Here is a 26,701-nt window from a genome sequence, read left to right as displayed (position 1 = left end):
GCGGGGTCGCCGGGCGGACCGTCGCCATCGGAGGCGGAGTCGCCGTCGGAGGCGACGCCGGGGTCGACAGGGTGCTCGGCACGGTGCCCGCCGACGGGGGCGGAGCCGCTCGCGACGACGGCGGCGGGCGCGACGGGCACGGCGCACGCGGGCCGACGCCCCGGGGTGGTCCACGTGCCGCAGACCGATCAGGGTGCGCACGAGCGGCGGAGCCGCGATGAAGAGCACCACGAGCACCTGGATCACGGAGACCAGGTCCAGGGGGACGCCCTGGTTCGTCTCCATGAAGCGGCCGCCGGTGGACAGGCCCGCGAAGAGCAGGCCCGCCAGGGCGATCCCGACGGGGCCGGAGCGGCCCAGCAGGGCGACCGTGATCGCGTCGAAGCCGATGTTGCCGGCGACACCCTCGGTGAGCCGCCGCTCGGTGCCGAGCACGTGCACGGCGCCCGCGAGGCCGACGAGCCCGCCGGCGACGGCGAGGGTGAGGAAGGCGGTGCGGGAGGGCGAGATGCCCGCGAACCGAGCGGCACGCGGGTTCGAGCCGACCGCGCGGAAGTGGAAGCCGATCGTCGAACGGCTCATCAGCCACCACAGCAGCACCACGGCGCCGGCCGCGAGGAACAGCCCCGCGTGCAGACGGAAGCCGGTGCCGAGCAGCAGCGGGAGCTGGGCGTTCTCCCCCACCGACGGGGAGGTCGGCTGGGACTGGTTCGCACCGGTGAAGGCTGCGGTCTTCAGGGCAAAGGCCAGCAGGTAGGTCGCGATCCAGTTCAGCATGATGGTGCTGATGACCTCGTTGGCGCCGAAGCGCGCCTTGAGGAAGCCGGCGATCCCGCCCCACAGCCCGCCGGCGATCACCCCGACGAGCAGGGCGAGCAGCAGGTGCACGACCACGGGCAGGTCGAGGGCGAAGCCGATGTACCCCGCGGCCATCGCGCCGACGATCAGCTGGCCGGTGCCGCCGATGTTGAACAGACCGGCGCGGAAGCTGACCGCCATCCCGGCCGCGGCGATGATCAGCGGCGTCGCGATGGTGAGGGTCTCGGTGAGGGGGCGCAGCCCGGCGGTGAGCGCGGGCAGCAGCACGTAGGAGCCGGAGCCACCGGCCTCACGCACGGACTCCGCCGCCCGCGCCGCGCCGGGTGCATCGAAGACGGCGCCGCGGAACATGGCGCCGTACGCCTGGGTGACGGACTGCCAGACCGCGACCACGGCGTCCCCGGGGCGGGCGAAGAAGTAGCCGAAGGTCGCGCGGACGTCCTCGTCGGCGATGACGATCAGCACCGAGCCGATCAGGAAGGCGAAGACGAAGGCCATCACCACCACCAGCAGATCGCTGCGGGCGAGGCTCTGCAGCGTCCGGGCGAGGGCGCTCTCGGCGTCCTCGGCGGGAGGCGGTGGGGCGTCGGCGACGCTGCCGCCCACGCCGGGTGCGGTGCCGCTCACGGAGGGCGTGGTCATGCGAGGTCTCCTTCGTCGGCGAGTTCGTCGGCCAGGCGGCTGTCGGCGGTGCGGGCCCCCGCGGCCACGGCCTCCCGGGCCGCCTCCGCGGTGTATCCGGCCATCATCAGGCCCAGCACGTCGCGGTCCTCGTCGCCGGGCACGATCCCGAGGATCCTCCCGCGGTACATCACGGCGATGCGATCCGCGAGCTGGGTGACCTCGTCGAGCTCGGTCGAGACGATCACGACGGGCGTGCCCTTGTCGCGCTCGTCGAGGATGCGGCGGTGAAGGAACTCGATCGAGCCGACATCCACGCCGCGGGTGGGCTGGGAGGCGATCAGGAGGGAGAGCTCGCGGTTGAGCGCCCGGGCCATGACGATCTTCTGCTGGTTGCCGCCGGACAGGGTGGAGGCCGCGGAGGCCGCCGACCCCGTGCGGATGTCGAACTCGGGGATGAGCCGCTTCGCGTTCTCCGCGATGGCCTTGAGGGACATCGCCACGGACGTGCCGAAGGGGGCGCGGTCGTGCTGGTCGAGCACCAGGTTCTCGGCGACCGAGAAGTCGGCGACGAGGGCGTCGTGGGTGCGGTCCTCGGGGACGAAGCCGACGCCGGAGTCGAGGATCTGCTTGGTGGAGCGGCCCACCAGCTCGACGCCCTCGAGGCGTGCCGAGCCGTGCACCGTGTCCTGCAGTCCCAGCAGCGCCTCGGTGAGCTCCGTCTGGCCGTTGCCCTGCACGCCCGCGATGCCGAGCACCTCGCCGTGGCGCACCGCGAAGCTCACCCCGTCGAGGGTGCGGGTGCCGGTCTCGTCGGTGACGCGGAGGTCCTGCACCTCGAGCGCGATCTCTCCGGGAGCCGCCGGGGCCTTGTCCTGCGCGAGGGAGACCTGCCGGCCGACCATGAGGGAGGCGAGGTCGGCCTGGTCGGCCGAGGGATCCGCCTCGCCGACGACCTTGCCGCGGCGGATCACGGTGATCCGGTCGGAGACGGCTTTGACCTCGCGGAGCTTGTGGGTGATGAAGACGATCGAGGTGCCCTCGTCGCGCAGTTGGCGCATGATCGTCATCAGCTCGTCCGTCTCGTGCGGGGTGAGCACGGCGGTGGGCTCGTCGAGCACGAGGATCTCGGCGTGGCGGCTGAGCGCCTTGATGATCTCGACCCGCTGCTGCGCGCCGACGGGGAGGTCCTCGACGAGCGCATCGGGGTCCAGGTCGAAGCCGAAGCGGGCGGAGATCTCGCGGACCATGCGCCGGGCCGCGGGGAGGTCGAGCAGCCCGCCGCGGGTGGGCTCGTGGCCGAGCACCAGGTTCTCGGCGACGGTGAACACGGGCACGAGCATGAAGTGCTGGTGCACCATGCCGATGCCGGCGGCCATCGCCTCGCCCGGATCGGCGAAGGCGACGGGGGCGTCGTCCAGGAGGATCTGGCCGCCGTCGGGGCGGTAGAGCCCGTAGAGCACGTTCATGAGCGTCGACTTGCCGGCGCCGTTCTCGCCCAGCAGGGAGTGGATCTCCCCCGGTTCGACGACGAGGTCGATGGAGTCGTTGGCCACGAAGGACCCGAAGGTCTTCGTGATCCCGCGCAGTTCGAGCTTCACGGCTCTCGCTTCCGTCGGCTGCGCCCCGGATCTCGGAGCGGAGGGTCTCTGACAGGGAACGCGGTCCCCGTCCCGATCCGGGACGGGGACCGCGGGCGGCTGCGAGGGTCAGGCCCCCGCGGGGGACGCCTCGGACTCGACCACGACGGTACCGTCGATGATCTCCTGCTTGAGCGTCTCGAGCTCGGTCACCAGCTCGGCCGGGACATCATCCTCGAAATCGTGGAAGGGCGCCAGGCCGACGCCGCCGTTCTCGAGGGTGCCGACGTACGGGGTGGCGTCGAACTCGCCGCCGGCCGCACCGGTGATGACGTCCTCGACCGCGACGGTCATCTCCTTCATGACGGAGGTGAGGATTGTGGCCTGTGCGTCGGGATCAGCGGCGTTGGTCTCGAAGCCGTCGGCGTCGACCCAGATCACCATGCGGTCATCGCCCTCCTTGGCGGAGGCGAGGGTGCCCGCGCCGACCGGGCCGGCGACGGGCATCACGATGTCGGCGCCGGCGCTGTAGAACTCGTCGGAGACGGCCTTGCCCTTGGACTGGTCCTCGAAGGTGCCCACGATGGAGCCGGTCTGGGTCTCCTTGTTCCACCCGAGCACCTCGACCTCGGTGCCGTGGGTCTCGTTGTAGTGCGCGACGCCGTCGACGTAGCCGTCCATGAAGATGGTGACGGTGGGGATGTCCATGCCACCGTAGGTCGCGACCTTGCCGGTCTCGGTCATGCCGGCGGCGAGGTAGCCGGCGAGGAAGGCGGCCTGGGCGGTGTCGAACTCGAGCGGCTTGACGTTGTCGAGCTCGATCGGGTTGCCGTCGGCGTCCTGGGCGGTGGAGTCGACGATCGCGAAGTCGGTGCCCTCGTTGGCCTGCGCCGCGGCGCCGGTCGCCGGGGCGAGGAGGAAGCCGACGGTGATGATCAGGTCGCAGCCCTCGGTCACCATGTTGTTGATGTTCGGCGCGAAGTCGGAGTCGGTCGTGGACTCCGCCTCCTGCGTCTCGATGCCGAGCTTCTCCTCGGCGTTGAGCAGGCCGGTGTGGCTGGACTCGTTGAAGGACTTGTCATCCCAGCCGCCGGAGTCGGAGACCATGCAGGCCTTGTAGTCGGTCGAGGCGCCGCCGGCGTCGCTGCCGCCGCCGCCGGCGGTCTCCTCGGGCGGGGTGCCGCAGGAGGCGAGCGCGAGGGCCGCGATGCCCGCGAGGGCGAACGCGCGAGAGGTGGTCTTCATGGGATTCCTCCGGAACGGTGGGCGAGGCCGGGTGGGCCGAGTGGGATCGCGTGCGGCGACAGCGCTGTCGCAGACGACTCGGACCCTAGCCGCCAGGAGCTCGCGGCGAGGCCGGGTCGAGGCCCCGTGCGAGAACCGTTATGAAATCGACGCGGAGGTGGCGCCCGGGTGAACCGGGCGGGGCCGGCGGGCCGGGTTCCCGGCGCTCAGTGGGGGGATCGGTCGGGGACCAGTCGGGGATTGGCCGAGGATCAGGGGCCGACGGGGTCCCTGTGCACGCAGGCGCTCGCGAGCACCGCCGCGCCGTAGTCGATCGCCCGCTCGTCGATCATCAGATCGCCCATGTGCAGGTCGAAGGTGCGGCCGCCCGGGGTGCGGGTGCCGAGCCGGGCGAGGGCGCCGGGCACCTTCTCGAGGTACCAGGCGAAGTCCTCGCCGCCGAGGGACTGCGCGGTGGGGTCGAGGCGGTCCGCCCCGAGCACCCCGGTGACGGCCGCCGAGAGCACCGCGACCGAGGAGGCGGAGTTCGAGACGGGCGGCACGCCGCGGTCGTGGGTCACGCGGGCCTCGACGCCCCAGGGGCGCACCAGGTCGGCGAGCACCTCCTCGAGGAGCTCCTCGGCCTGGTCCCAGGCGTCGTGGTCGAGGCAGCGCAGCGTGCCCTCGAGGCTGCCGCTGGAGGGGATCGCGTTGAAGGCGGAGCCGGCGTGGATGCTGCCCCAGGTGAGGTTCACCCCGGAGCGGGGGTCCATGCGGCGGCTGAGCGCGGCGGGGAGCTGGGTCGCGATCGAGCCGAGGGCGTAGACCAGGTCCTGGGTGAGGTGCGGCCGGGAGGTGTGCCCGCCCGCGCCGCGCACCTGGATCGCCACGGGATCGGTGGCCGAGGTGATGGGACCGGTCTTCAGCCCGATGTGGCCCACGTCCACGCCCGGATCGCAGTGCAGGGCGAGGATCGAGTCGACGCCGTCGAGCACGCCCTGGCCGATGAGGTCCAGCGCCCCGCAGGGGTGGCGCTCCTCGGAGGGCTGGAAGACCAGGCGCACGCCGCGGCGCAGCGCACCCTCCTCCGCGACGCGCACCAGGGCGCCGGCGGCGCCGAGCACCGCGCTCATGTGCACGTCGTGCCCGCAGGCGTGGGAGACGCCCTCGACGACGGAGCGGTACGAGACGGTGGTCAGCTCGGGGATGCCGAGCGCGTCCATGTCGGCGCGCAGCGCGATCAGCGGGAGCGTGGGATCGCTGCCGGGGATGTCGCAGATCGCGCCGGTGCCGGCCATGCGCACGGGTGAGAGACCGAGGCCTTCGAGGTGCTCGACGACGTAGTCGGTGGTCCGGTGCTCCGCATGGGACAGCTCGGGATGGCGGTGCAGGTGGCGGCGGACCGCCCGCATCAGGTCGGAGCGCTCGGCGACGGTGCGGGCGATCAGGCCGCCGGGACCGAGGATCCGGGGCGTTCCCGCCACGTCCGTCCGCTGCTGCTGCGTCTGCTCCACCGCTGCACCCTCCCGGCTGTGCGCCCTGATCCGACTGGTCACTCTGGTCGTCCTGCTCCGTCACCACGGCTCCGCGGCCGGCCGGTCCGCGCCGGCTCCGGCACGAGGGTCGGTGCAGGTCCCCGGCGCCGGCTCCCGGGGACGCCTCAGCGCAACCGCTCCGCGTCGGCCCCGTCGAGACCCGCCACGAGGCGGGCGAGATCCTGCGCGTGCTCGTCGGCGAGCACCAGCAGGACGTCGTCGGTGTCGACGATGCTGATCCCGTCGAGCCCGACCAGGGCGACGTGACGATCCGTGGCACCGTACACCGTCGCCCGGGAGGAGATGGCATCCACCCGTGCCCCGCCCAGAACCTGGACATCGGAGTCGTCCGCGCCCTCTCGGGCCACGGTCCCCGTCCCCGCCGCCGACCTGCCGGTCGACCGCAGCTGCCGGGCGAGCACGGCGAAGTCGCCCACGTCGTCCCAGCCGAAGGCGCCCGGCACGACGGCGACCCGGCCCGCGGCGGCGAGCGGCTCGGCGAGCGCATGGTCGATGGCGATCGCGGTGAGCGTCGGCCAGAGGCGGTCGAGAGCCGCCCTCTCCCCGGGGGTGCCGAGCATCGCGGCGAGCTCCCGCACCCCGGCGGCGAGCGGGGGCATCCGGACGGCGAGCTCGTCGAGCATCACCCGGGCGCGCACCACGAACATCCCCGCGTTCCAGGAGAAGCGGCCTTCGGCGAGGAAACCCTCGGCCGTCTCCCGGTCGGGCTTCTCGACGAAGCGGGCGACAGGGCGGGCGCCGAGATCCTGCAGCGCCCGGGCGGCGGTGCCCTCGGCGCCGGGGTCCGCCTCCTGGATGTAGCCGAATCCGGTCTCGGGCCCCGTCGGCGAGATCCCGAGGGTCACCAGGAACCCCAGCTCCGCGGCCTTGCGCGCGATCGCGACGGCCGCGGTGAAGGCCTCCTGATTCTCGATCAGGTGGTCGGCGGCGAAGGAGCCGAGCACTGCGTCGGGATGCTCCCGCTCGATCACCGCGGCGGCGAGCGCTATCGCGGGCATGGAGTTGCGGGGCGAGGGCTCGGCGAGGATCCGGGTGCTCGCGTGCCCCGCGGCGTCGAGCTGGGCGCGCACTTCGGCGGCATGGGCCGTCCCGGTCACGACGACCGGCGGGTGATCGGCGAGCGGGGCGAGGCGATCGAGGGTCTGCTGCAGCAGGGAGGAGCCCCTGCCGGTGAGGTCCAGCAGGAACTTGGGGCGGGCTCGCCGTGAGAGCGGCCACAGTCTGGTGCCGGAACCGCCCGCGGGGATCACCGGGACGAAAGGGGCCGAAGGCATGCGGACCAGCATATCCGCGGCCCCGGACGCCGCTCGGGCCTCCCTGCGGGGGTCACTCGGCGACTCACCCCGGGGCACCCCTTCCGGCACAGAACCTGCACGTCATGGTGCTACGCTGGCCGGGTCCCCGTCGGGGGCGATGATCTGTCGCAGCGTCGTGAAACAGTCGCCGTGACGTACCGCGCCCGGCCTCCCCCCGTCGCTTCTGGAGGAACTCCGTGGCATCAGCCCAAACCGGGACGCTCTATCGCGGTCGCGAGGGCATGTGGTCCTGGGTCGCTCACCGCATCTCCGGGATGCTCATCTTCCTGTTCCTCCTGGTGCACGTGCTGGACACCGCCCTGGTGCGCGTCTCCCCCGAGGCCTACAACGAGGTGATCGGCCACTACAAGACGGTCGTCTTCGGCCTCGGCGAGATCGGCCTCGTCGGCGCGGTCGTCTTCCACGCGCTCAACGGCCTGCGCATCATCCTGGTCGACTTCTGGTCGAAGGGCACGAAGCACCAGCGCGGCCTCTTCTGGGGCGTCGTCGTGCTGTGGGTCGTGCTCATGGCCGGCTTCCTCCCCCGCCATCTCATGCACATGTTCGGAGCCTGAGCGATGACGACCACCGACACCTCCCTCCCTCCGCTGCCCGACCCCACCACCCGGTATCGGCGCACCGGCCAGCGCGGCATCAACTTCGAGATGCTCTCGTGGCTGTTCATGCGCGCCTCCGGCTTGCTGCTGGTGATCCTCGTGTTCGGCCACCTCTTCGTGAACCTGTGGCTGGGCCTCGGCGTCAAGGGCATCGACTTCGCCTTCGTCGCCGGCAAGTGGGCGAACCCGTTCTGGCAGGTCTGGGATCTGCTGATGCTCTGGCTGGGTCTGATCCATGGCGGCAACGGCGTGCGCACGATCATCAACGACTACGCCCGCGGCGACCGGGCGCGGCTGGTCCTCAAGGGCCTGCTGCTCCTCGCCGTCGTGGTGACGATCGTCCTCGGCACGCTCGTGATCTTCACCTTCGACCCGTGCCCGGCGGGCGCGGAGCCGAGCCTGCTGCCGGCAGTGTGCGAGGCCTGATCCCCGCCCGCTGAACCCCCACCGGCCCGCCCCCCGCCTTGTAGTCCCCCTCCACCCGACTCGGAACGGAGCTGTCCCTCGACATGCAGACCCACACCTATGACGTGGTGATCGTCGGCGCCGGCGGCGCCGGCATGCGCGCCGCCCTGGAGTCCTCCAAGCGCGCCCGCACCGCGGTCGTCACCAAGCTGTACCCCACCCGGTCCCACACCGGCGCGGCCCAGGGCGGCATGTGCGCCGCCCTCGCCAACGTCGAGGAGGACAACTGGGAGTGGCACACCTACGACACCGTCAAGGGCGGCGACTACCTCGTGGACCAGGACGCCGCCGAGGTCATGGCCAAGGAGGCCATCGACGCGGTGCTCGACCTGGAGAAGATGGGCCTGCCCTTCAACCGCACCCCCGAGGGCCGCATCGACCAGCGGCGCTTCGGCGGTCACACCCGTGAGCACGGCGAGGCGCCCGTGCGCCGCGCCTGCTACGCCGCGGACCGCACCGGCCACATGATCCTGCAGACCCTCTACCAGAACTGCGTGAAGCAGCAGGTGGAGTTCTTCAACGAGTACTACGTGCTCGACGTGCTGATGACCGGCGACCCCCGGTCCGACGAGGGCGTCCGCGCCGCGGGCGTGGTCACCTACGAGCTGGCCACCGGCGAGATCCACGTGTTCCGCGCGAAGTCCGTGGTGTTCGCCTCCGGCGGCTTCGGCAAGATCTTCAAGACCACCTCGAACGCCCACACGCTCACCGGTGACGGCCCCGCGATGGCCTTCCGCCGCGGCATCCCGCTCGAGGACATGGAGTTCTTCCAGTTCCACCCGACCGGCCTTGCAGGCCTCGGCATCCTCCTCTCGGAGGCGGCGCGCGGCGAGGGCGCGATCCTGCGCAACAGCGACATGGAGCGCTTCATGGAACGCTACGCGCCGACGCTCAAGGACCTCGCCCCGCGCGACGTCGTGGCGCGCGCGATGGCCAACGAGGTGCGCGAGGGACGCGGCTGCGGCCCCAAGAAGGAGTACGTCCTCCTGGACCTCACCCACCTCGAGCCCGCGCACATCGACGCGAAGCTCCCCGACATCACCGAGTTCGCGCGCACCTACCTGGGCGTCGAGCCGTACACCGAGCCGGTCCCGGTCTACCCGACCGCGCACTACGGCATGGGCGGCATCCCCACCAACATCCAGGGCGAGGTGCTCGCCAACGCGACCGACGTGATCCCCGGCCTCTACGCGGCCGGCGAGACCGCCTGCGTCTCCGTGCACGGCGGCAACCGCCTGGGCACCAACTCGCTGCTGGACATCAACGTGTTCGGTCGCCGCGCGGGCATCGCCGCCGCGGAGCACGCCGCGACCGTCGAGCTGGCGGAACTGCCCGAGCAGGCCGAGGTCCCGACAGTCGAGCTGCTGCAGCGTCTCCGGGACCGCCCGGCGACCGAGGACCGCATCGCGAACATCCGGGCGGACCTGCAGGAGTCCATGGACCTCAACGTGCAGGTGTTCCGCACCGACGAGACCTGCCGCCAGGCCCTCGCCGACATCAGGACGCTCAAGGAGCGCTACGCCTCCGTCGCGATCCAGGACAAGGGCCGCCGGTACAACCTCGATCTGATGGAGGCCGTCGAGCTCGGCTTCCTGCTGGACCTCGCGGAGATCGTGGCGCTCGGTGCGCTGAACCGTCGCGAGTCCCGCGGCGGGCACTTCCGCGAGGACTACGCGACCCGCGACGACGTCAACTTCCTCGAGCACACCATGGCCTACCGCACCCTGCCGGGTGAGGAGGGCGAGGAGGGCACCTCGATCCGTCTGGGCACCAAGCCCGTCGTGATCACCCGCTACGAGCCGAAGGAGCGCACGTTCTGATGACTGCCGTCGCTGAGAAGCCCCAGGCCGAGGCCGGGGCGATCCCCTCGTTCCAGGTGACCCTGCGCATCGCGCGCTTCGATCCGGACACCGACTCCGAGGCGCGCTGGGAGGAGTTCACGGTCACCGCCCACGGCACCGACCGTGTGCTCGACGCCCTCCACGACATCAAGTGGCACCAGGACGGCTCGGTGTCCTTCCGCCGCTCCTGCGCCCACGGCGTGTGCGGCTCGGACGCGATGCGGATCAACGGCCGCAACCGCCTCGCCTGCAAGACCCTGCTCAAGGACCTCGACGTCACCAAGCCGATCACGGTCGAGCCGATCAAGGGCCTGCCCGTCGAGAAGGACCTGATCGTCGACATGGAGCCGTTCTTCGACTCCTACAAGGAGATCATGCCGTTCCTCGTGGCGAAGGGGCAGGAGCCCAGCCGCGAGCGGCTGCAGTCCGCCGAGGAGCGCGAGCGCTTCGACGACACCACCAAGTGCATCCTGTGCGCGGCGTGCACCTCCTCGTGCCCCGTGTTCTGGACCAACGGGCAGTACTTCGGCCCCGCCGCGATCGTCAACGCGCACCGCTTCATCTTCGACTCGCGCGACGACGCCGGCGAGCAGCGCCTGGAGATCCTCAACTCGAAGGACGGCGTGTGGCGCTGCCGCACGACCTTCAACTGCTCGGAGGCGTGCCCTCGCGGCATCCAGGTGACCCAGGCCATCGCCGAGGTGAAGCAGGCCGTGATCCGCGGTCGCATCTGAGCGCCTGAACGATCAGGCTCCCCCGCGAGCCGACGAGGCCCCTCCGCCCTGGCGGAGGGGCCTCGTCGTGTCGGTCGCGCTCAGTCCCGGCCGGTGGCGAGCACCTCGCGGAGGCGGGCCGCGAAGGCGGCGGGATCACCGGGCTCGGCGGGGTTGCCGATGGCGAAGCCGCCGTGGTCCCCGGGGAAAGTAACCGGCTCGAGGCCGAGCCGGGCGGCGAGCGCGCGGGTGGATCGGGCTCGACGGGACCGCCGAGTTCCGCGGTCAGGGCGTGCAGGTCCTCGGCCCGCCGCCGCGGATCGTTCAGCGCGCTGCCGTCACTGCGGGTGCTGCGGCCGAGCCCGCGCGGGTCGTAGGCGACGACGGTGCGGTCGCCCAGCTCCGCGATGAGATCGGTGAAGCCGTCGGCGGTCATGGGCTGGCCGATGAGCAGCAGCACCTCCCCACCGTCGGCCGGAGGAAGCGGGCCGTGCACATCGTGGACCATCTCGGCGTCGGGCAGGGACAGGGTGCGGGTCTCCAAGGGCACAGGCTAGGCCCCGCCCCGCCGGTCCGAGAAGAGCGGGCGCACAAGAAGGGCGGGGCCCACGGCCTCCGATCGCGACCCCGCCGGTGCCCCGGCTCAGGCGTATTCGGCCACGAGAGGTGCGTGATCGGACCAGCGGGTGTCGTAGCTGGGGGCGCGGTCGACCTGGACCGCGGTGACTCGATCGCCGAGCGCCGGGGTGGTGAGCTGGTAGTCGATGCGCCAGCCGGAGTCGTTGTCGAAGGCCTGGCCGCGCTGGGACCACCAGGTGTACGGGCCGGGGACGTCCCCGGCGAGGCGGCGCTGCACGTCGACCCAGTCCCCCTCGACGAGGAGCCGGTCGAGGTAGGCCCGCTCCTCGGGCAGGAACCCGGCGGACTTCAGGTTGCCCTTCCAGTTCTTGATGTCGTTGTTGGCGTGGGCGATGTTGAGGTCGCCGGTGAGCACCACGTGGCGGCCGTCGGCGCGCAGCTCCTCGAGCCGCTGCAACATCACGTCGAGGAACTCGTACTTGTCGGTCATGGTCTGCGGCTTGTCGACGCTGCCCGAGTGCATGTAGCAGGAGATGACCGTCAGGTCCGTCCCGTCGCCGAGCGGGTCCTGGAGGTCCGCTTCGAGCCAGCGGCCGGTGTGGGTGGGCTCGGTGAGGCCCGGCAGACCGCGGCGCACCCCCTCGAGGTCGATGCGCTCGAGGGAGGTGCGGGCGGCGATCGCGACACCGGCACGGCCCTTGAGCTCGGAGGCCTCGCCGACGATGGACCACCCCTCCCCCATCAGATCAGCGAGCAGCTCGTCGGGCGCCCGCACCTCCTGCAGGGTGATCACGTCCGCGGCGGTGGCGGCGAGCCAGTCGGCCATCCCCTTGCGGGCGGCGGCGCGCAGGCCGTTGACGTTGACGGTGGCGAGGGTGAGAGTCATGGTCGCCAGTATGTCAGCGCCGGCCGACGCCCCGGGAGGCCCCGCTCAGGCGATGCGGTCGAGTCCGGCGGCGAGCTCCGCCATCTCCACCACGTTCTGAACCAGCAGCGCGCGGGTCATGGGGCCGACGCCGCCCGGGTTCGGGGAGATCCACGAGGCGACCTCGGCGACGGCCGGGTCGACATCGCCCACCAGGGTGGCCTTCCCGCCGTCCGGGTCCTCCTGGCGGGAGACGCCGACGTCGAGCACGATCGCGCCGGGCTTGACGTCCTCGGGCCGTACCAGGTGGGCGACACCCGCCGCGGCGACGATGACGTCCGCCCGCTTGAGGTGGTCGGAGAGGTCGGCGGTGCCGGTGTGGGTGAGCGTCACGGTCGCGTTGATCTCGCGGCGGGTCAGCAGCGCGCCGATGGAGCGGCCCACGGTCACGCCTCGACCGATCACCACGACGTCCTTGCCCTTGAGGTCCAGTTCGTGGCGGAGCAGCAGCTCGACGACGGCGCGCGGCGTGCAGGGCAGCGGCGTCGCGATCGGGCCGTAGGCGTTCAGCACGAGACGGCCGAGGTTCATCGGGTGCAGGCCGTCGGCGTCCTTGGCCGGGTCGATCCGTTCGAGGATCGCATCGGTGTCGAGGTGCTTCGGCAGCGGCAGCTGGACGATGTAGCCGGTGCAGGCGGGATCCGCGTTGAGCTCGTCGATGACGGCCTCGAGCTCCTCCTGCGTGGTCTCCGCGGGCAGGTGGCGCTGGATCGAGTTCAGGCCGATCTGGGCGCTGTCACGGTGCTTGCCGCGCACATAGGCCGCGCTGCCCGGGTCCTCGCCGACGAGGACGGTGGCGAGGCCGGGCTGCGGGTGACCGGCGGCGACGAGGGCGGCGACGCGCTCGGCGAGCTCCGCCTTGATGGCCTTCGCGGTGGCCTTGCCGTCGAGGATCTGGGCGGTCATGGGGCTCCTTCCGGGGAGCGCTGGGAACGGTCGGGAACGAGCGCCGGGCCCCGCGACGGTCGATCAGTACTGCTGCAGCTCGGGGTACAGCGGCTTCTTGTCCGCGAGCGCCGCGGTGCGGGCGCGGAGGCTCTCGAGGTCCGCGCCGCCGGTGAGGGCGAGGGCGATGACATCGGCGACCTCGGCGAACTCCTCGGCACCGAAGCCGCGGGTGGCGAGCGCCGGGGTGCCGATGCGCAGGCCCGAGGTGATGCGCGGGGGGCGCGGGTCGTTGGGGACGGCGTTGCGGTTCACGGTGATGCCGACCTCGTGGAGGCGGTCCTCGGCCTGCTGGCCGTCGAGCTCGCTGTCCACGAGGTCGACCAGGACCAGGTGCACGTCGGTGCCGCCCGAGATGACCTTCACGCCCGCGGCCTTCGCGTCCTCGGCCTGGAGGCGCTCGGCGATGAGGCGGGCGCCCTCGAGGGTGCGGACCTGGCGGTCCTTGAAGCCCTCTGAGGCGGCGACCTTGAGCGCGACGGCCTTCGCGGCGATCACGTGCATGAGCGGGCCGCCCTGCTGGCCGGGGAACACGGCGGAGTCGATCTTCTTGGCCCACTGCTCCGTGCACAGGATCATGCCGGAGCGGGGGCCGCCGATGGTCTTGTGGATCGTGGTGGAGACGACGTCCGCGTAGGGGACGGGGCTCGGGTGGAGGCCCGCGGCGACGAGACCGGCGAAGTGCGCCATGTCGACCCACAGGGCGGCGCCGACCTCGTCGGCGATCTCGCGGAAGCGGGGGAAGTCGAGCTGACGGGTGTAGGCGGACCAGCCGGCGACGATGACCTTGGGCTGCTCGGCGACGGCGAGCTCGCGGACCTTGTCCATGTCGATCAGGCCGGTGCCGGGCTCGGTCTCGTAGGCGACGATGTCGTAGAGACGTCCGGAGAAGTTGATCTTCATGCCGTGGGTGAGATGGCCGCCGTGGGCGAGGGAGAGGCCCATCAGCTTGTCGCCGGGGCGGGCGAGGGCGTGCATCACGGCCGCGTTGGCGGTCGCTCCCGAGTGCGGCTGGACGTTCGCGTGCTCCGCGCCGAACAGTGCCTTGGCGCGGTCGATCGCGATCTGCTCGGCGACGTCGACCTCCTCGCAGCCGCCGTAGTAGCGGCGACCCGGGTAGCCCTCGGCGTACTTGTTCGTCAGCACCGATCCCTGCGCCTGCAGCACCGCGCGCGGGACGAAGTTCTCGCTGGCGATCATCTCCAGGGTGCGCTGCTGACGGGCGAGCTCGCGCTCGAGGACGCCGGCGATCTCCGGGTCGAGCTCGGAGAGGGACTGATCGAGGACGTTCACGGGGCCTCCTGCGGGGACGGTGGGACGGCGTCGGGCGCCGGTCCCATCCTAGGCCGAGCCGCCCGGGGCGCCCTGTCGTGTTCCGGGAGATGACACCCGGCCCCCTCAGAGGTCGACGCCGAGGCGGACCGGCTCGGGCTCGAGCGCGATGCCGAAGCTCTCCTGCACCCGGGCCTGCACGTCGTGGGCAAGGGCCACGATCTCCTCGCTCGAGGCGCCGCCGCGGTTGGTCAGCGCCAGGGAGTGCTTGGTGGAGACGGCGGCGCGCGGCGAGAGACTGTGGCCGCGCTCCACGCCCGCATGGCTGATCAACCAGGCCGCGGAGGTCTTCACCAGCCCCTCCCCCGCGGGATACCGCGGAGCACCGTCGGGGAGACGCTCGGCGACGGCCGCGGGGAGCACCGGGTTGGTGAAGAAGGAGCCCGCGCTCCAGGTGTCGTGATCGGTGGGGTCCAGCACCATGCCCTTGCCGGCGCGGAGCGCGAGCACCGCCTCGCGCACCTCGGTCATCGGCGCCCGCTGCCCGACGGCGACGCCGAGGGCCTCGGCGAGCTGCGCGTAGCGGATGGGCGCGGAGAGACGGCCGAGGGTGTGCTGGAAGGTCACCGAGAGCACCACGTAGCGGCCGGTCGCCGAGGCAACGGGCCCCTCGTAGCGGGCGCGCTTGAAGACGCTGTCGCGGTAGCTGAAGTCGCAGTCGGCGGCGAAGAAGGTGCGAACCCGACTCTCGTGACGGTCCCAGGTGCGCACGCGGGAGATGGTCTCGGCGACCTCCTGCCCGTAGGCGCCGACGTTCTGGATCGGGGTCGCCCCGACGGTGCCGGGGATGCCGGAGAGCGCCTCGAGGCCCACCATCTCGCGAGCGACGGCGTAGCGGACCGCGCGGTCCCAGCTGACCCCCGCGAAGTGCTCGGCGATGGCCCCGCCGCAGGTGGGATCGAGCGGGGTGAGATCCGCGGGATCCACGGGGATGCCGTCGGGTTCCCCGGAGGCGCCGACCTCGCAGGTCGCGTCGAGCAGCGGCGGTTCTTCGGGGTCGCGCAGGAGCACGACGGTGCCCGCGAAGGGCTCGTCGGAGGCGACGAGGTTGGACCCTCCGCCGAGCACCAGCAGCGGTTCGCCCGCCTCGTCGGCGGCGGAGACCGCGGCGATGACCTCGTCGGCGGTGCGGGCCTCGACGAGATGCCGGATCTCTCCGCCGATCCGCAGCGTGGTCAGCGCGGAGAGCCTCATGCCGCGGCCGGTCCGCCGGCGGGCAGGGCCACGGTCGCCCGGGCGCGGCCGAGCACTTTGGTGCCGTCGACCTGCGCGGTCAGGTCGATCCGGGCGGTCCCGGCCGCCTCGTCGATCGCGCCGACGACGGCGACGACCTCGAGGAGGGCGGAGCCGGTCGCGGGGACGGGGATCGGGCTGGTGAAGCGGGTCGAGTAGGAGCGCACGAGAGTCGGATCGCCGAGGACGTCGAGCAGGCCGGTGATCGCGGTGCCCATCGTGAGCATGCCGTGGGCGATCACGCCAGGGAGCCCGGCCTCGGCGGCGACGGCATCGTTGTAGTGGATCGGGTTGAAGTCGCCGGAGGCCCCGGCGTAGCGGACGAGGGCATCGCGCGTGATCTCGTGGGAGGTGCGGGAGAGCTCCTGGCCGACGGCGAGGTCGGCGAGGCGGAGGGCGGGGGCGGTCATGGCTGCTCCTGGTCGGGACAGACGGGCGGAGTGGGCGGTGGCGGAGAGGCCGGCGGACTGTCAGTCGCCGCGGACGACGAGCATGCTGCGCACACTGGCGACCTCGGCGCCCGCCTCGTCGGCGAGATCGACGCGGGTGGTGACCATCGCGTGACCGCCGGCGGCGCGCACCGACTCGACGGTGAGCGTGGGGACCAGCTGGTCCCCGGCGACGATGGGGCGCTGCAGAGTGAAGGACTCCTCGCCGTGCACGACGCGGGTGAAGTCGATGCCCGCCGCCGGGTCCTCGATGTACTGGGCCTCGGTCTCCTGGGCGAGGGAGACGAGGAAGGTCGGCGGGGCGACGAGGTCGGCGTGGCCGGCGGCGCGGGCGGCCTCGACATCGGTGTGCAGCGGCGAGCTCGCGCCGGTCGCGCGGGCGAACTCGGCGATCTTCGCTGCCGAGACGGTATGCGCGGGGCCGGCCGGGTACGTGCGGCCCGCGAAGGACGGATCGGGAGCGGTGGTCATGTCATCTCCGGGAAGGGGGCGCGGCGCGGGGCCGACGGTGCGGACCCCGCGATGATCTCAGGTCCGTCCGCGTCACGGGAGCTGCGGCGCGCTCGACGCGCTGCGCACGCGGACCGGGATGCACGAAAGGCCACCCGGGACGAGCCCGAATGGCCTTTGGTGAGCTCGCGAGGACTCAGCGGGTCTCGCGGTGCGCCGTCTGCTTGCCGCAGGTCGGGCAGAACTTCGAGAGCTCGAGCCGATCCGGGGTGTTGCGACGGTTCTTCTTGGTGATGTAGTTGCGCGCCTTGCAATCAACACAGGCCATGGTGATCTTGGGACGCACGTCAGAGCTCTTGCTCGCCACGGTTCGCCTCTTTCGTCCGGGTGGCGCACCCGGCGGCGCGCCTCGTGGGTCCCCGTACTCGGGGGATGTGGATCCTGCACTCCGGTCGAGACCGGCGTGGTACCGAGGGCGGGGATCGAACCCGCGACCTCACGATTATGAGTCGTGCGCTCTAACCGTCTGAGCTACCCCGGCGTGACGGTCGAGCGGCCCGCATCTCTCTCGAGATCGGGCCGCCGCAACCATCAGAGCCCTGAAAGGGAATCGAACCCTTGACCTTCTCCTTACCATGGAGATGCTCTGCCGACTGAGCTATCAGGGCAACCCGGTGAACACTACCCAATCTCCTTGCCGCGAGGCAATTCGTGGGGCGCTCCCCGTGCGTCGGATCACAAGGATCCTCCGCGGTGGCAGGTGAGGGATTCGAACCCCCGTAGGCATAGCCAGCTGATTTACAGTCAGCCCCCTTTGGCCACTCGGGTAACCTGCCGGGATGACCTCTCCCGTCGCCCCTCGCGCCTGGAGGACCAGGTTCGCGGGCCGCCGGAAGCGGACTCGGAACAGCATAGCGGGGTCCGAGCGGGGGTGCGAACCGAGAGAGCCCCTGGACCGCATGACCATGGTCACAGCCGGTCCGACCTGCAGGAACACGGCGCGCCGGGACGAGCTCCGGACCATGCCGGCTCGCGTCGGCGCTGCGCACCCGCGGCCGGTGTGCAAGAGTGCCAGCAGCATCCACCCACCGCCCCAGTGAAGGAGCCCCGTCATGGCTGACTCGTCGTTCGACATCGTGAGCAAGCTCGACCGCCAGGAGGTCGACAACGCGGTCAACCAGGCCGTGAAGGAGGTCGGGCAGCGCTACGACTTCCGGAACACGGGGGCGTCGGTGTCCCTCAGCGGCGACCAGATCGTCATGACCGCGAACGCCGAGGAGCGGGTGCTGGCCGTGCTCGACGTGCTCCAGTCCAAGCTGATCCGGCGAGGCATCTCCCTCAAGGCCCTCGAGGTCGGCGAGCCGAAGCAGTCCGGCAAGGAGATGCGCCTCGTGGCGGACCTCAAGGAGGGCATCAGCACCGAGGACGCCAAGAAGATCTCCAAGATCATCCGCGACGAGGGCCCCAAGGGCGTGAAGGCCCAGATCCAGGGCGATGAGCTGCGGGTCTCCTCCAAGAGCCGCGATGACCTGCAGGGGATCATCGCGCTGCTCAAGGGCAAGGACCTCGACGTGGCGCTCCAGTTCATCAACTACCGCTGAGCGCCGCACACGACCGATGCACGACGAGAGGGTCCCACCCCGCACGGGGGTGGGACCCTCTCGGGTCGGACCGGCTGATCAACCGGCGTTCGAGGTGTCGTCCTGCTGGTCGGCGTGCTGGGTGAGCTCGTCGCCCTTGGCCTTGAGCCCCTCGAGCAGGTTGTTCACCTGACCGCCCACGAAGGAGTTCCACTCCTCCTGGTACGCGTCGTAGTCCGGGCCGATCCACTCGACCGAGTTCACGATGCTGGTGACGGCCTCGATCGCCTCGAGCATGGTCTCGCCCGTCTCCACGAGGGACTGCGCGACCTCGCGTCCCTCGTCCGGGTTCATTCCCTTGAAAGCCATGACCTACCCCTTCTGCCCCTATGGGGCCGGATGTCGAAAAGTTCGTGCTGGGAGCGGGCCCGTCGCCCGGGCCCGTGGGATCAGGAGGACGCGTCGATCTGCTGCGCCGCGTTCTCGGCGGCGCGGCTGGCGAACTCGCTCGTCTGCTGGACGACGGCCTGCACCAGCTGACCGATCGTGCTCTCGAACTCCTGGACGAAAGCGTCGCGGTCCTCGCCGGTCCAGTCGAGCTCGCTCACCCGCGAGCTCGCCCGGGAGAAGAGCTCCTGGACGGTCTGCCCGGCCTCCTCGGTCTGCTGCCCCATCTTCTGAACCGCGGTGGGGTCCATGCCCTTCTTCATCGTGCCCTCCGATACTCGTGGTCGTTCCGGTCGCACCTGCCCGAGGGGATCTCCGCGACCCGCGGCCGCCTCCTCGATCCCTCCTCGAGGTGATGGACTCAGCCTAGGAGCGCCGGCGGACTTCCGCGATGGGGACTACTCCCCAACCTCCCCCGATGCCCGTTGTGGCAGCGTCGGTGCTGGCCACAGCGATATCTGCAACACCACGGGCTGTGGATGAACGGTTCCTCCCCAAGGAACCGTCACCCATTCCGCGCCTCGCGGCTGCACTCTCCCTCCCCCGCCCCATCCCGGCCCACGACGCACAGCGCCCCGCCCCCGACGGATCGGGGGCGGGGCGCTGGATGGGCGGCGGGCGCCGGAGAGGACTCAGCCGGCGTTCGAGGTGTCGTCCTGCTCGTCGGCGTGCTTGGTGAGCTCGTCACCCTTGGTGCGGTACGCCTCCGAGAGCTGCGACAGCTGACCGGAGAGGAAGGAGTTCCAGTCCGAGGTGAAGCTGTCGTAGTCCGGACCGACCCACTCCACGCTCATGATCTTGGAGGTGCGGATGTCGGTGTTGTCGTTGACGGTGCTCGCCGCTTCGGTGACGAGGCCAGCGGTCTCGCGACCCTCGTCCGGGTTCATTCCCTTGAAAGCCATGATGTCTCCCCTTGTGTTCTGTCGTGGTGGTGGTCGCGGTCGGGCGTCAGTTGCCCGAGGTCTCGCGCTGTGCCTGGGCGTTGGTGCGGAGGCGCTCGGCGAAGTCCGTCAGCCGCTGCACGACGGCCTGGTTCGCGGTTCCGACGGTGCTCTCGAATTCTGAGAGGTACTTGTCACGGTCCTCACCGGTCCAGTCGAGATCGGTCACGTAGCCGAGACGGCCCTCGTAGATCGAGTTCATGCTCTCGATCAGCTCGTCGATGTCGCCGGCGATGGCCTCGACGGCCTCCGGGTTCATACCCTTCTTCATGATCTTCCCCAAACGTCGATTCTGGATTCTGTCGCCACCCTCGGCAGGTTCCCTGCGACCCCCGGTCGCTTGCTCGGTCCCTGTGCTCCAGGTGATGGCTCTACCCTAGAGCGGACCTCCACCGGGAGGGAATGGGGACAACTCCCCATTCCCCTCCCCACCCCGACCGAGAGGTATCGCTGCAGGTCACAGACCCTCTCCCGAGATCAGCTGACGGTACGAGGAGAGCAGATCCCCCTGCCGGGCCCCGTCGTCGGCCCGCGGGAGCAGCCTGTCGGCAGCAGCTCCGACATGACCGTCGGCATGTCCGCCGGCACCACCTCCGGCATCACGATCGCCGTGCCCCCGACGCACCCGTCGGCGAGACCGTGATTCCCATCGGATTACCTCGACGCCCGTCGCCCTGCGCACGGCAGAGAGCCCCGGACCGCCGTGGCGGTCGGGGGCCTCTCCGGGTGCGCTGTCCTCGATCCCCTCAGCTGAGGTCCACGCCCACCGAGTCCTGGATGGCGCGGATCGTCTCGATCTCGTCCTCGGCGCTCTCCGCCCCGCAGCTGCCGACGATCTCGAGTACATCGGTCGCCACTCCCCCGCGGTCCAGGACGGCGTAGCGCGCGGCCTGCACGACCGTCGGCCGGCCGGGCTGCGTGTAGCCGTACTCGCTCGCGATCCAGGTGTCCCCCGACACCTCGAGCTCGCCCGTGCCGAGCTCCTCCAGCTCCGGCAGCGCCGCCTTGCGCTGCTCGAGACCGGACCGGGCGGCCTCGAGGGTGAAGTCCGGGCCGAAGCGCTGGACGGTGACGACGACGTTCGCGCGGAAGCGCCCTTCCACCCGGGGCTGCGCGACGGCGAGCTGGACGCCGGGGACGGTCAGCGTCGCCCAGTCGTCCGGGACCTCGAGGGTGATCCGCGGAGGTCCCGGGAAGTCCGCGCTCGGATAGGTGATGCTCTTGGCCATGGATGTGCTCCGTTCCTCCCACCGGTGACGGCACTCAACCTACCAGCAGGGAACGGGGCCCGGACGGCGTCACCGCCCGGGCCCCGCTGACTGCCTCGAGCGGTGCCGAAGGCTCAGTTCGACGAGGTCGACTCCTGCTCCGCGGCGTTGCGATCCGCGGTGTCCCCGAGCTCGTCGACGGCGGTCATGATCTGCTGCAGCGCGGGCACCATCTCCCCCGACCACTGCCCGCGGAAGCGATCGGCGTCCGGCCCCGTCCAGTCCACGCCCTCGAGTCCGGAGGTGAGCTCCTGCTCGATGCGGGTGATCTCCTCGGCCGCCTCGCGCAGCTGGGTCGCCATCCGGCGGACCTCTTCGACGTTCATTCCCTTGGTGGCGTTCACTGCGGGGTTCCCCTTCCCAGTTCGTGGCATCCGCGCCCCTGCGCAGGTGCACCGGCTCGTGCCGTGGTGTTCGATGGCCTCACTCTAGGTCGCGGGGGCCTGCGTCACCATGGGGAGGAGTCCCCATGGGGACGGACGCCGTCCCGCGGGCGCGCCGCGACGTCGCCGGGAGAGGCGAGCGCCGCTCCGGCGAGCGCCCCGGATCAGCGGGTGATCTGCGCGACCTGCAGCTTCATCGCTCGACCGCTGTAGACGAGGAAGCCGCGGCCGGTCGGGAAGTCCGCGCGACGGATCCTCCCCAATGACGTTCCGAGCAGAGTGTCGCCGTCCATCTCGCCGGGCTGCAGGAGCAGACCGCGACGTCCGGCCTTGAACGGCTGGGCGAGGACGTACGCCTGCGACCACGACGCGGACTCATTCTCGCCCACCACGAACTGGCCCTCCCGGGTGGACGCCCGGATCAGCTTGTCGAGGTCGTTCTCGATGCCGGAGCCGGTGAAGTCGGCGATGCCGTCGATGAACAGCGCCAGCCGGCCCTCCTCGACCGCTCCCGACTCGATGGTCTGCCGCAGCTGGGCGGCCAGCTCCCGCACCGTCTCCGGATCCGAGCCCTCCACGTCCCAGATCGGCAGACCGGTGAGCGGTGTGCGTCGCGAGGAGAAGCGGACCAGGCGCATCGGGTTCTCGAGCGCCTTCAGACCGGTCGCGATGGTCAGCATCGCGGTGGTGCGGCCCGAGCCCATCGGGCCGGTGACCATGAACGCACCACGCGGCTCGAAGGTGATCTCGGAGAGTGTCTCGTCGGCCAGGCCGAGCACCGGCTGGCCCCCGACGACCGGGCGCAGCTCCGAGAACTCCACCCGCTCGGGAAGACGCCGGATCCCCGGCGCCTCCGGCACGCCGGCGCGGCGCATCGCCTTGGCGAGCTTGGCCACCTCCCGCGACTGGATCGCCACATTCGAGTCGCCGCCGTGCACGGCGATCTGCACCTCGTGCCCCTCGAGGATCGCCCGGCCGGGGGGCGAGGCCCCGTCGAGGACGTCCTTGGGCTCGCCGAAGCCCGAATAGTCGTCCACGCTCGCCATGCGGTGGATCAGCCGCCGCTGGATCGAGGAGCCGAGCGAGGTGGGGATGGCGTTGGGGCGGTCGCCGGTCACGATCACGTGCACGCCCACCTGACGTCCGTCGGTGGCGATCTGCACGAAGGTGGTGAACCACTTCGAGAGGTTGGAGAAGTCGTAGGCCTCGCGGAACGCGGCCATGCCGTCCACCAGCAGCAGCACGCGCGGGGTGTCGGGAGCGTTCGCGAGCTCGCGGTACTCCGCGACCGAGCCGGCCCGCACCCGGGCGAAGTCGCGGGCGCGCTCGTCGATCATCTCGCGCAGCGTGCGGAGCAGGCGGATGACCCGCTCCTCGTCGTCGCCCGGCACGATCGAGCCGACGTGCGGCAGCTCCTCGAGCATGGTCAGACCCGAGGCGCCGAAGTCGAGGCCGTACACGTGCACGGGGCCGCCGCGCACCGTGGAGGCGGCGGAGATCGCGAGGGTCCGCAGGGTCGTCGACTTGCCGGATCCGCCGGTGCCGTAGATGGCCATGTTGCCGTCGCGGTCCGGGTAGTAAGAGATCGTCGGCTGTGCCTGGTCCTCGGGCATGTCCATGACGCCGAGGAGCAGCTCCTCGTCGGTGCGTCGGGTGGGCAGCCGGGACAGGTCGTAGGCGTCGGCGAGCTCGGAGAGCCACGGCTTGCGCGGCGCGGGCACGCCGGCCTTATCGGCCGCGGCCCGGATCGTGGTCACCATGCGGGTGATGTCGTTCGGGCCCGGATCCTTGACCTCCTTGGCGGGCGGGCTCGGGATGTCCCACTGCTCGCCGGTGCCGAAGTCCTTCTCGACGATGTCGATCCGCGCCCGCTCGGGCTCATCGGTGGTCCAGCCGCCGGCGTAGCCGGTCTGGAAGGTGGCGATACGACCCGGACCGGTCTTCGCGGCGCCGCGCCCCGGGATGCCCGGGTCGAAGTGGGCGGCCATCTTGTCGCCCAGGATGTCCTTGGAGTCGGCCTCGTCCGCCATGCGCAGGGCGATGCGGAGGTTGGTGTTGGCCCGCAGGTTGTCCTTGATGACGCCTGCCGGACGTTGCGTCGCCAGGATGAGGTGCAGGCCGAGGGAGCGGCCGCGCGCGGCGACGTCCACGACGCCGTCCACGAACTCGGGGATCTCCTTCGCCAGGGCCGCGAACTCGTCGACGATGATGATCAGGCTCGGCGGCGCCTCGGGATCCCCGGTGCGCTCGAGCGAGACGAGATCCTTCGCCTTCTTCCGGTTCAGCAGGTGCTCGCGGTAGTGCAGCTCCGCCCGCAGCGAGGTGAGGGCGCGACGCACCAGGTGCTGGGACAGGTCGGTGACCAGACCCACGGCGTGGGGCAGCTCGATCGCGTCGGCGAAGGCGGCACCGCCCTTGTAGTCCACGAACAGGAAGGTGACCCGGTCGGGGCTGTGGGCGGTGGCCATGCCCATCACCCAGGCCTGGAGGAACTCGGACTTGCCGGCGCCGGTGGTGCCGCCCACGAGGGCGTGCGGGCCGTTCGTGCGCAGGTCGAGGTGGAAGGCGTCCTGGCCGTTGTGGCCGATGAGGCCGCGCAGGTTCGCATCGTGCTTGCGGCGTTGCGGCTCGGACCCGTCGCGCGGGGTGAGGGAGTTGTTCTCCTTCCACCGCTCGATGATGTGGTCCGGCTCCTCGGCGAGCGCCTTGCCACCGAGCTTGAGGTACGAGATGGCGCGGGGCAGGTCGGAGTCGTCGTCGATCGGCACGCCCGCATCGACCACCGGCGAGAGGTGACGGGCGACGCCCGCGGCCACCTCGACGGAGACGGTCTCCACGGTAACGGGGTAGAAACGCTCGCCCAGCCGCACGTGGCCGGCGCTCGCCCCCTCGATCGCCTCCTCCACCGAGACATAGGTGCGGCAGGCCGCGGGGAGCGCCGCGACGTTCGGGGCGCACCAGATGACGTGCACCCCGGCATCGGGGCCGCGCTCGGCGATGCGCACCAGGCGGGCACGGTCGACGGGGGCGTCGTCCTCGATGATCACCACCAGGCTCGGCGTGACCGGCTCCGGCGGGATCGGCGGCTCCGAGGTGACGTCGCTGGTCATCGGGGTGCGCAGAGTGGCCGGGGCGTCCCCGGTGCGCTGCTCGATGAGCTCCTCGATGCGGGAGAGCAGGGAGGTGCCGCGGCCGGGGGCGTCCGCGAGGTGGTCGCCGGGGAGCGGCGAATGGGGGCTCGAGGTGTGCGGGAGCCACTTCAGCCACTGCCACATCTCCCGGCTGGAGCGGGAGGTGATCGCCGCGATCGCCATCTCGGCCGGCGAGTGCAGGGCGAAGAGCTGGGTGACGATCCCGCGGGCCACCCCGTCGGCCTCCGCACCGCCGCCGGCGACGCCGAGATTCCCGGCGTAGCGGAGCTCCGAGACGATCGGGACCCCCGCGATCATCTTGTACTCCTCGTGCATGTCGTCGAGCATGTCCCAGTACTTCGGGATGGCGTCGTTCTCCGACGGCATGTCGATGCCCACCCGGGACTCGGCGATGCCGAGCCCGAGGCGGAGCGTGCCGAAGGCGTTGTGCTCGGGACGGTGGGTCCACAGCAGGCGGCCCAGGCGGAAGGCGGCGTCGACGGTGTCCGCGGCCGACGGCGCCTCGACGAGGCGGACCGCGCGTTCGAGGTCCTGGGCGGCGGTCACGCGGCGCTTGAGCGAGGCGAGCCCCTCCTCGAAGTTCTCGATCTGCCGTTCGAGCTGCTTTTTCGCCTGCCACTTGCGGTTGAGGTAACCGGCCGTGGCCATGAGCGGCATCATGAACACGAACATGAGGGAGAAGGGGCTGCGCGTCAGCGAGAACATGAAGCCGCCCATGAGCACCGGGGCGAACAACATGAAGATCGGGAAGAACTGCGGGCCCGGTTCCTTGGGCGGGGTGGGCGCCTTGAGCGGCCGGTAGGGGAAGCGGGGCACGACGCGCGGGGAGCGGTTGAACTCGACGACGGGCGAGCTGGGCGCGGTCCCGCCCAGGCGGTGCAGGGCGATCACCGAGAAGGTGGTCTGGCCGATGAGGACGGTGTCCGCGGGACCGATGACGGCGCGCTGGACCTGCTCGCCGCCGATCACCACGCCGTTGCTGGAGTGCAGGTCGACGATCTCGATGGTGTCGCCGACGTTGATGCGGGCGTGCCGCTTGGAGAGCATCGGGTCGGCGATGCGGATGTCGAGGTCGCCCTCGCGTCCGATGACGCTGGAGCCGCTGGGCAGCGGGAACTCGCGGCCCGCCTCCGGGCCGGAGAGCACCCGCATCAGGGCGACCGCCGCGCCGCGGGACTCCGAGCGCGTGGCGTACTCGGTGGAGGAGCGGGCGATGGAGACCACGCTGCCCGAGCGCAGCCCCGCCTGGATCAGGTCGATCTCGCGATCCAGGGAGCGCACCCCGTTCGCCCCGGGTCCGGCGCCCGCGTCCTGCACCTGCAGGGTCAGACCCTCGGGGGGCTCGACCTCGCTGCGCAGCGGGTCCGCGAGGTACAGCGCGTTCGCCACATCGGCCACGGTCGCCGTCGCGTCGGCCGTGACCTCGAGGTCCGTCAGCCGGTCCTCGGGCCTGCGCAGCGTGAGCTTGATGCGCATCTGGTCTCCTCCCCCTGGCGGGCCCCTCGCCCGCCCGTCCGGATCCCCGCGGCGGGGATCGGCTCGGTCCTACTCGTCGTCCTCGTCCTGGGACTGGTCCAGCAGCGGCAGGTCCTCGCTCGAGACCAGACGCGAGAAGACCGCGTGCTCGACGAGGCGGGCCCGTCGGTTGCTCGCGAGCTTCCCGGGGCCGCCGCGCAGTCCGCGCACCCCGAGGCGGTCCAGCTTGTCGCAGACGTTGTCCAGCTTGCGGTTGAACTTGGTCAGCGGCCACCCGAGACGCTGAGCGGCCTGCGCCGAGGTCGGGACGGAGCTCATGCCGGAGCCCTCACGGACCAGCATCGGCTCGGCGAGGGCGAGGATGAGCAGCTTCTGGCTCGCGGTGAGCTGCACGGACCCGACGGTGGTCTCCCCCACTGGGTCGTCGGGATGGGTGACCCGCTCGAACTCGGGCGACTCGGCGTGGACGGAGAGGTCGTAGGTCGTCGGCCCGGCGGTGAACACCACCTTGGTCTCGTCGAAGACGAGCGGGATCCGCGCTCCCGGCGCGAGCCAGGCCTGCATGCTGCCGGTGCCGTCGGTGATCGTCGCGGACAGCCGCGACCCGATGTTCACCAGCCACCACATCGACTCGACCTGCACGATCGTCAGGAAGCGGCGGTGCAGGAAGGGGTTGTCGTCATCGACGTTGAGGTCGGCCTCGCGGCCGATGGTCAGCTCCTCCCCCTCGGCGACCCGGTACCACTCGCCGCAGAACTCGACGGAGATCGTCGACGCCATCGTCATCCCTTCCCTTCTGTGCTGCGTTCG

The 26,701-nt window shown here is 71.2% G+C and carries 24 protein-coding genes, 3 tRNA genes and 1 pseudogene; 5 read left to right on the top strand and 23 right to left on the bottom strand.

Features of this window, described 5'->3' with window-relative positions; translation table 11 throughout:
* Nucleotides 1-276 precede the first annotated feature (276 nt).
* The 5 genes and pseudogenes from ACZCAH_RS14625 to ACZCAH_RS14605 all read right to left on the bottom strand — a co-directional run.
* Nucleotides 277-999, bottom strand: a pseudogene (locus ACZCAH_RS14625) (ABC transporter permease); the annotation flags it as partial.
* Nucleotides 1,000-1,457: 458 nt separating this feature from the next.
* Nucleotides 1,458-3,041: an ABC transporter ATP-binding protein gene (locus tag ACZCAH_RS14620; RefSeq protein ID WP_464341779.1), complete on the bottom strand. Its 1,584-nt coding sequence runs from the start codon at nt 3,039-3,041 to the stop codon at nt 1,458-1,460.
* 108 nt (nt 3,042-3,149) lie between these two features.
* Nucleotides 3,150-4,265 carry a BMP family lipoprotein gene (locus ACZCAH_RS14615; protein WP_464341778.1) on the bottom strand — a complete coding sequence of 372 codons (1,116 nt, stop codon included), beginning with the start codon at nt 4,263-4,265 and terminating at the stop codon, nt 3,150-3,152.
* Nucleotides 4,266-4,516: 251 nt separating this feature from the next.
* The gene (locus tag ACZCAH_RS14610) at nt 4,517-5,758 is read right to left on the bottom strand and encodes a M20 family metallopeptidase (RefSeq protein WP_464341777.1); all 1,242 of its coding nucleotides are present in this window, start codon (nt 5,756-5,758) and stop codon (nt 4,517-4,519) included.
* 146 nt (nt 5,759-5,904) lie between these two features.
* Nucleotides 5,905-7,074, bottom strand: coding sequence for a mannose-1-phosphate guanylyltransferase (locus tag ACZCAH_RS14605; protein ID WP_464341776.1), 1,170 nt, complete (start codon nt 7,072-7,074; stop codon nt 5,905-5,907).
* Nucleotides 7,075-7,292: 218 nt separating this feature from the next.
* Between ACZCAH_RS14605 and sdhC the strand changes: the two genes are divergently transcribed.
* The 4 genes from sdhC to ACZCAH_RS14585 all read left to right on the top strand — a co-directional run bounded on the left by sdhC (nt 7,293) and on the right by ACZCAH_RS14585 (nt 10,752).
* Nucleotides 7,293-7,670, top strand: a complete 378-nt coding sequence (gene sdhC, locus ACZCAH_RS14600) for a succinate dehydrogenase, cytochrome b556 subunit (RefSeq protein WP_329745100.1) — start codon at nt 7,293-7,295, stop codon at nt 7,668-7,670.
* 3 nt (nt 7,671-7,673) lie between these two features.
* Nucleotides 7,674-8,138: a succinate dehydrogenase hydrophobic membrane anchor subunit gene (locus tag ACZCAH_RS14595; protein ID WP_464341775.1), complete on the top strand. Its 465-nt coding sequence runs from the start codon at nt 7,674-7,676 to the stop codon at nt 8,136-8,138.
* An 83-nt stretch (nt 8,139-8,221) separates the two neighbouring features.
* The gene (gene sdhA, locus ACZCAH_RS14590; RefSeq protein WP_464341774.1) at nt 8,222-9,997 is read left to right on the top strand and encodes a succinate dehydrogenase flavoprotein subunit; all 1,776 of its coding nucleotides are present in this window, start codon (nt 8,222-8,224) and stop codon (nt 9,995-9,997) included.
* Complete coding sequence (locus ACZCAH_RS14585; RefSeq protein WP_464341773.1) at nt 9,997-10,752, top strand: succinate dehydrogenase iron-sulfur subunit; 756 nt, start codon at nt 9,997-9,999, stop codon at nt 10,750-10,752. Before sdhA ends, ACZCAH_RS14585 begins: the two co-directional genes overlap by 1 nt.
* Before the next feature lie 622 nt (nt 10,753-11,374).
* On the opposite strand, the gene ACZCAH_RS14580 is transcribed toward ACZCAH_RS14585, so the two are convergent.
* The 10 genes from ACZCAH_RS14580 to ACZCAH_RS14535 form a co-directional block, all read right to left on the bottom strand.
* Nucleotides 11,375-12,196, bottom strand: coding sequence for an exodeoxyribonuclease III (locus ACZCAH_RS14580; RefSeq protein ID WP_464341772.1), 822 nt, complete (start codon nt 12,194-12,196; stop codon nt 11,375-11,377).
* 45 nt (nt 12,197-12,241) lie between these two features.
* Nucleotides 12,242-13,141: a bifunctional methylenetetrahydrofolate dehydrogenase/methenyltetrahydrofolate cyclohydrolase gene (locus ACZCAH_RS14575; RefSeq protein WP_464341771.1), complete on the bottom strand. Its 900-nt coding sequence runs from the start codon at nt 13,139-13,141 to the stop codon at nt 12,242-12,244.
* A gap of 63 nt (nt 13,142-13,204) precedes the next feature.
* The gene (gene glyA / locus ACZCAH_RS14570) at nt 13,205-14,473 is read right to left on the bottom strand and encodes a serine hydroxymethyltransferase (RefSeq protein WP_464341770.1); all 1,269 of its coding nucleotides are present in this window, start codon (nt 14,471-14,473) and stop codon (nt 13,205-13,207) included.
* Between the two features lie 105 nt (nt 14,474-14,578).
* Entirely contained in the window at nt 14,579-15,706 is a 1,128-nt protein-coding gene (locus ACZCAH_RS14565) for a UDP-N-acetylmuramate dehydrogenase (protein ID WP_464341769.1), read from the bottom strand.
* Complete coding sequence (locus ACZCAH_RS14560) at nt 15,703-16,155, bottom strand: MaoC/PaaZ C-terminal domain-containing protein (protein ID WP_329745091.1); 453 nt, start codon at nt 16,153-16,155, stop codon at nt 15,703-15,705. Before ACZCAH_RS14560 ends, ACZCAH_RS14565 begins: the two co-directional genes overlap by 4 nt.
* A gap of 60 nt (nt 16,156-16,215) precedes the next feature.
* Nucleotides 16,216-16,665, bottom strand: coding sequence for an FAS1-like dehydratase domain-containing protein (locus ACZCAH_RS14555; protein ID WP_464341768.1), 450 nt, complete (start codon nt 16,663-16,665; stop codon nt 16,216-16,218).
* Nucleotides 16,666-16,840: 175 nt separating this feature from the next.
* Nucleotides 16,841-17,011 carry a 50S ribosomal protein L33 gene (gene rpmG, locus ACZCAH_RS14550; protein ID WP_029360274.1) on the bottom strand — a complete coding sequence of 57 codons (171 nt, stop codon included), beginning with the start codon at nt 17,009-17,011 and terminating at the stop codon, nt 16,841-16,843.
* Nucleotides 17,012-17,108: 97 nt separating this feature from the next.
* Nucleotides 17,109-17,185, bottom strand: a tRNA-Met gene (locus ACZCAH_RS14545).
* A 54-nt stretch (nt 17,186-17,239) separates the two neighbouring features.
* Nucleotides 17,240-17,312 (bottom strand) — tRNA-Thr (locus ACZCAH_RS14540).
* An 86-nt stretch (nt 17,313-17,398) separates the two neighbouring features.
* Nucleotides 17,399-17,480: transfer RNA gene (locus ACZCAH_RS14535), tRNA-Tyr, on the bottom strand.
* A gap of 276 nt (nt 17,481-17,756) precedes the next feature.
* Between ACZCAH_RS14535 and ACZCAH_RS14530 the strand changes: the two genes are divergently transcribed.
* Nucleotides 17,757-18,245, top strand: a complete 489-nt coding sequence (locus ACZCAH_RS14530) for a YajQ family cyclic di-GMP-binding protein (RefSeq protein WP_464341767.1) — start codon at nt 17,757-17,759, stop codon at nt 18,243-18,245.
* A gap of 78 nt (nt 18,246-18,323) precedes the next feature.
* Here the strand turns inward: ACZCAH_RS14530 and ACZCAH_RS14525 are convergent, their stop codons facing one another.
* From ACZCAH_RS14525 to ACZCAH_RS14490, 8 genes are all read right to left on the bottom strand, one after another.
* Nucleotides 18,324-18,593, bottom strand: coding sequence for a WXG100 family type VII secretion target (locus tag ACZCAH_RS14525; protein ID WP_464341766.1), 270 nt, complete (start codon nt 18,591-18,593; stop codon nt 18,324-18,326).
* An 80-nt stretch (nt 18,594-18,673) separates the two neighbouring features.
* Nucleotides 18,674-18,934 (bottom strand): hypothetical protein, encoded by a 261-nt coding sequence (locus ACZCAH_RS14520; RefSeq protein WP_464341765.1) that lies wholly within the window; start codon nt 18,932-18,934, stop codon nt 18,674-18,676.
* Between the two features lie 369 nt (nt 18,935-19,303).
* Complete coding sequence (locus ACZCAH_RS14515; protein ID WP_464341764.1) at nt 19,304-19,573, bottom strand: hypothetical protein; 270 nt, start codon at nt 19,571-19,573, stop codon at nt 19,304-19,306.
* 46 nt (nt 19,574-19,619) lie between these two features.
* Nucleotides 19,620-19,883 (bottom strand): WXG100 family type VII secretion target, encoded by a 264-nt coding sequence (locus ACZCAH_RS14510; RefSeq protein WP_464341763.1) that lies wholly within the window; start codon nt 19,881-19,883, stop codon nt 19,620-19,622.
* Nucleotides 19,884-20,358: 475 nt separating this feature from the next.
* Nucleotides 20,359-20,841 (bottom strand): hypothetical protein, encoded by a 483-nt coding sequence (locus tag ACZCAH_RS14505; protein WP_464341762.1) that lies wholly within the window; start codon nt 20,839-20,841, stop codon nt 20,359-20,361.
* A gap of 113 nt (nt 20,842-20,954) precedes the next feature.
* Nucleotides 20,955-21,224, bottom strand: a complete 270-nt coding sequence (locus ACZCAH_RS14500) for a WXG100 family type VII secretion target (RefSeq protein WP_464341761.1) — start codon at nt 21,222-21,224, stop codon at nt 20,955-20,957.
* A gap of 203 nt (nt 21,225-21,427) precedes the next feature.
* A complete protein-coding gene (locus ACZCAH_RS14495) occupies nt 21,428-25,891 on the bottom strand; it encodes an FtsK/SpoIIIE domain-containing protein (protein WP_464341760.1) in 4,464 nt (1,487 codons plus the stop codon).
* A 69-nt stretch (nt 25,892-25,960) separates the two neighbouring features.
* Nucleotides 25,961-26,671, bottom strand: coding sequence for an FHA domain-containing protein (locus tag ACZCAH_RS14490; protein WP_329745076.1), 711 nt, complete (start codon nt 26,669-26,671; stop codon nt 25,961-25,963).
* Nucleotides 26,672-26,701 lie beyond the last annotated feature (30 nt).

It is taken from the genome of Brachybacterium sp. B718/18, from assembly GCF_055454375.1.
This window is presented reverse-complemented; position numbering and strand designations above follow the sequence as displayed.

Coding starts and splice junctions, on each gene's coding strand:
- ACZCAH_RS14495 (WP_464341760.1), bottom strand. CDS start 25,891: ATGCGCATCAAGCTCACGCTGCGCAGGCCCGAGGACCGGCTGACGGAC.
- ACZCAH_RS14490 (WP_329745076.1), bottom strand. CDS start 26,671: ATGGCGTCGACGATCTCCGTCGAGTTCTGCGGCGAGTGGTACCGGGTC.
- ACZCAH_RS14505 (WP_464341762.1), bottom strand. CDS start 20,841: ATGGCCAAGAGCATCACCTATCCGAGCGCGGACTTCCCGGGACCTCCG.
- ACZCAH_RS14595 (WP_464341775.1), top strand. CDS start 7,674: ATGACGACCACCGACACCTCCCTCCCTCCGCTGCCCGACCCCACCACC.
- ACZCAH_RS14515 (WP_464341764.1), bottom strand. CDS start 19,573: ATGGCTTTCAAGGGAATGAACCCGGACGAGGGTCGCGAGACCGCTGGC.
- ACZCAH_RS14555 (WP_464341768.1), bottom strand. CDS start 16,665: ATGACCACCGCTCCCGATCCGTCCTTCGCGGGCCGCACGTACCCGGCC.
- ACZCAH_RS14585 (WP_464341773.1), top strand. CDS start 9,997: ATGACTGCCGTCGCTGAGAAGCCCCAGGCCGAGGCCGGGGCGATCCCC.
- ACZCAH_RS14530 (WP_464341767.1), top strand. CDS start 17,757: ATGGCTGACTCGTCGTTCGACATCGTGAGCAAGCTCGACCGCCAGGAG.
- ACZCAH_RS14510 (WP_464341763.1), bottom strand. CDS start 19,883: ATGAAGAAGGGTATGAACCCGGAGGCCGTCGAGGCCATCGCCGGCGAC.
- ACZCAH_RS14520 (WP_464341765.1), bottom strand. CDS start 18,934: ATGAAGAAGGGCATGGACCCCACCGCGGTTCAGAAGATGGGGCAGCAG.
- ACZCAH_RS14605 (WP_464341776.1), bottom strand. CDS start 7,074: ATGCCTTCGGCCCCTTTCGTCCCGGTGATCCCCGCGGGCGGTTCCGGC.
- ACZCAH_RS14560 (WP_329745091.1), bottom strand. CDS start 16,155: ATGACCGCCCCCGCCCTCCGCCTCGCCGACCTCGCCGTCGGCCAGGAG.
- ACZCAH_RS14575 (WP_464341771.1), bottom strand. CDS start 13,141: ATGACCGCCCAGATCCTCGACGGCAAGGCCACCGCGAAGGCCATCAAG.
- ACZCAH_RS14525 (WP_464341766.1), bottom strand. CDS start 18,593: ATGGCTTTCAAGGGAATGAACCCGGACGAGGGACGCGAGGTCGCGCAG.
- ACZCAH_RS14615 (WP_464341778.1), bottom strand. CDS start 4,265: ATGAAGACCACCTCTCGCGCGTTCGCCCTCGCGGGCATCGCGGCCCTC.
- sdhA (WP_464341774.1), top strand. CDS start 8,222: ATGCAGACCCACACCTATGACGTGGTGATCGTCGGCGCCGGCGGCGCC.
- ACZCAH_RS14565 (WP_464341769.1), bottom strand. CDS start 15,706: ATGAGGCTCTCCGCGCTGACCACGCTGCGGATCGGCGGAGAGATCCGG.
- ACZCAH_RS14580 (WP_464341772.1), bottom strand. CDS start 12,196: ATGACTCTCACCCTCGCCACCGTCAACGTCAACGGCCTGCGCGCCGCC.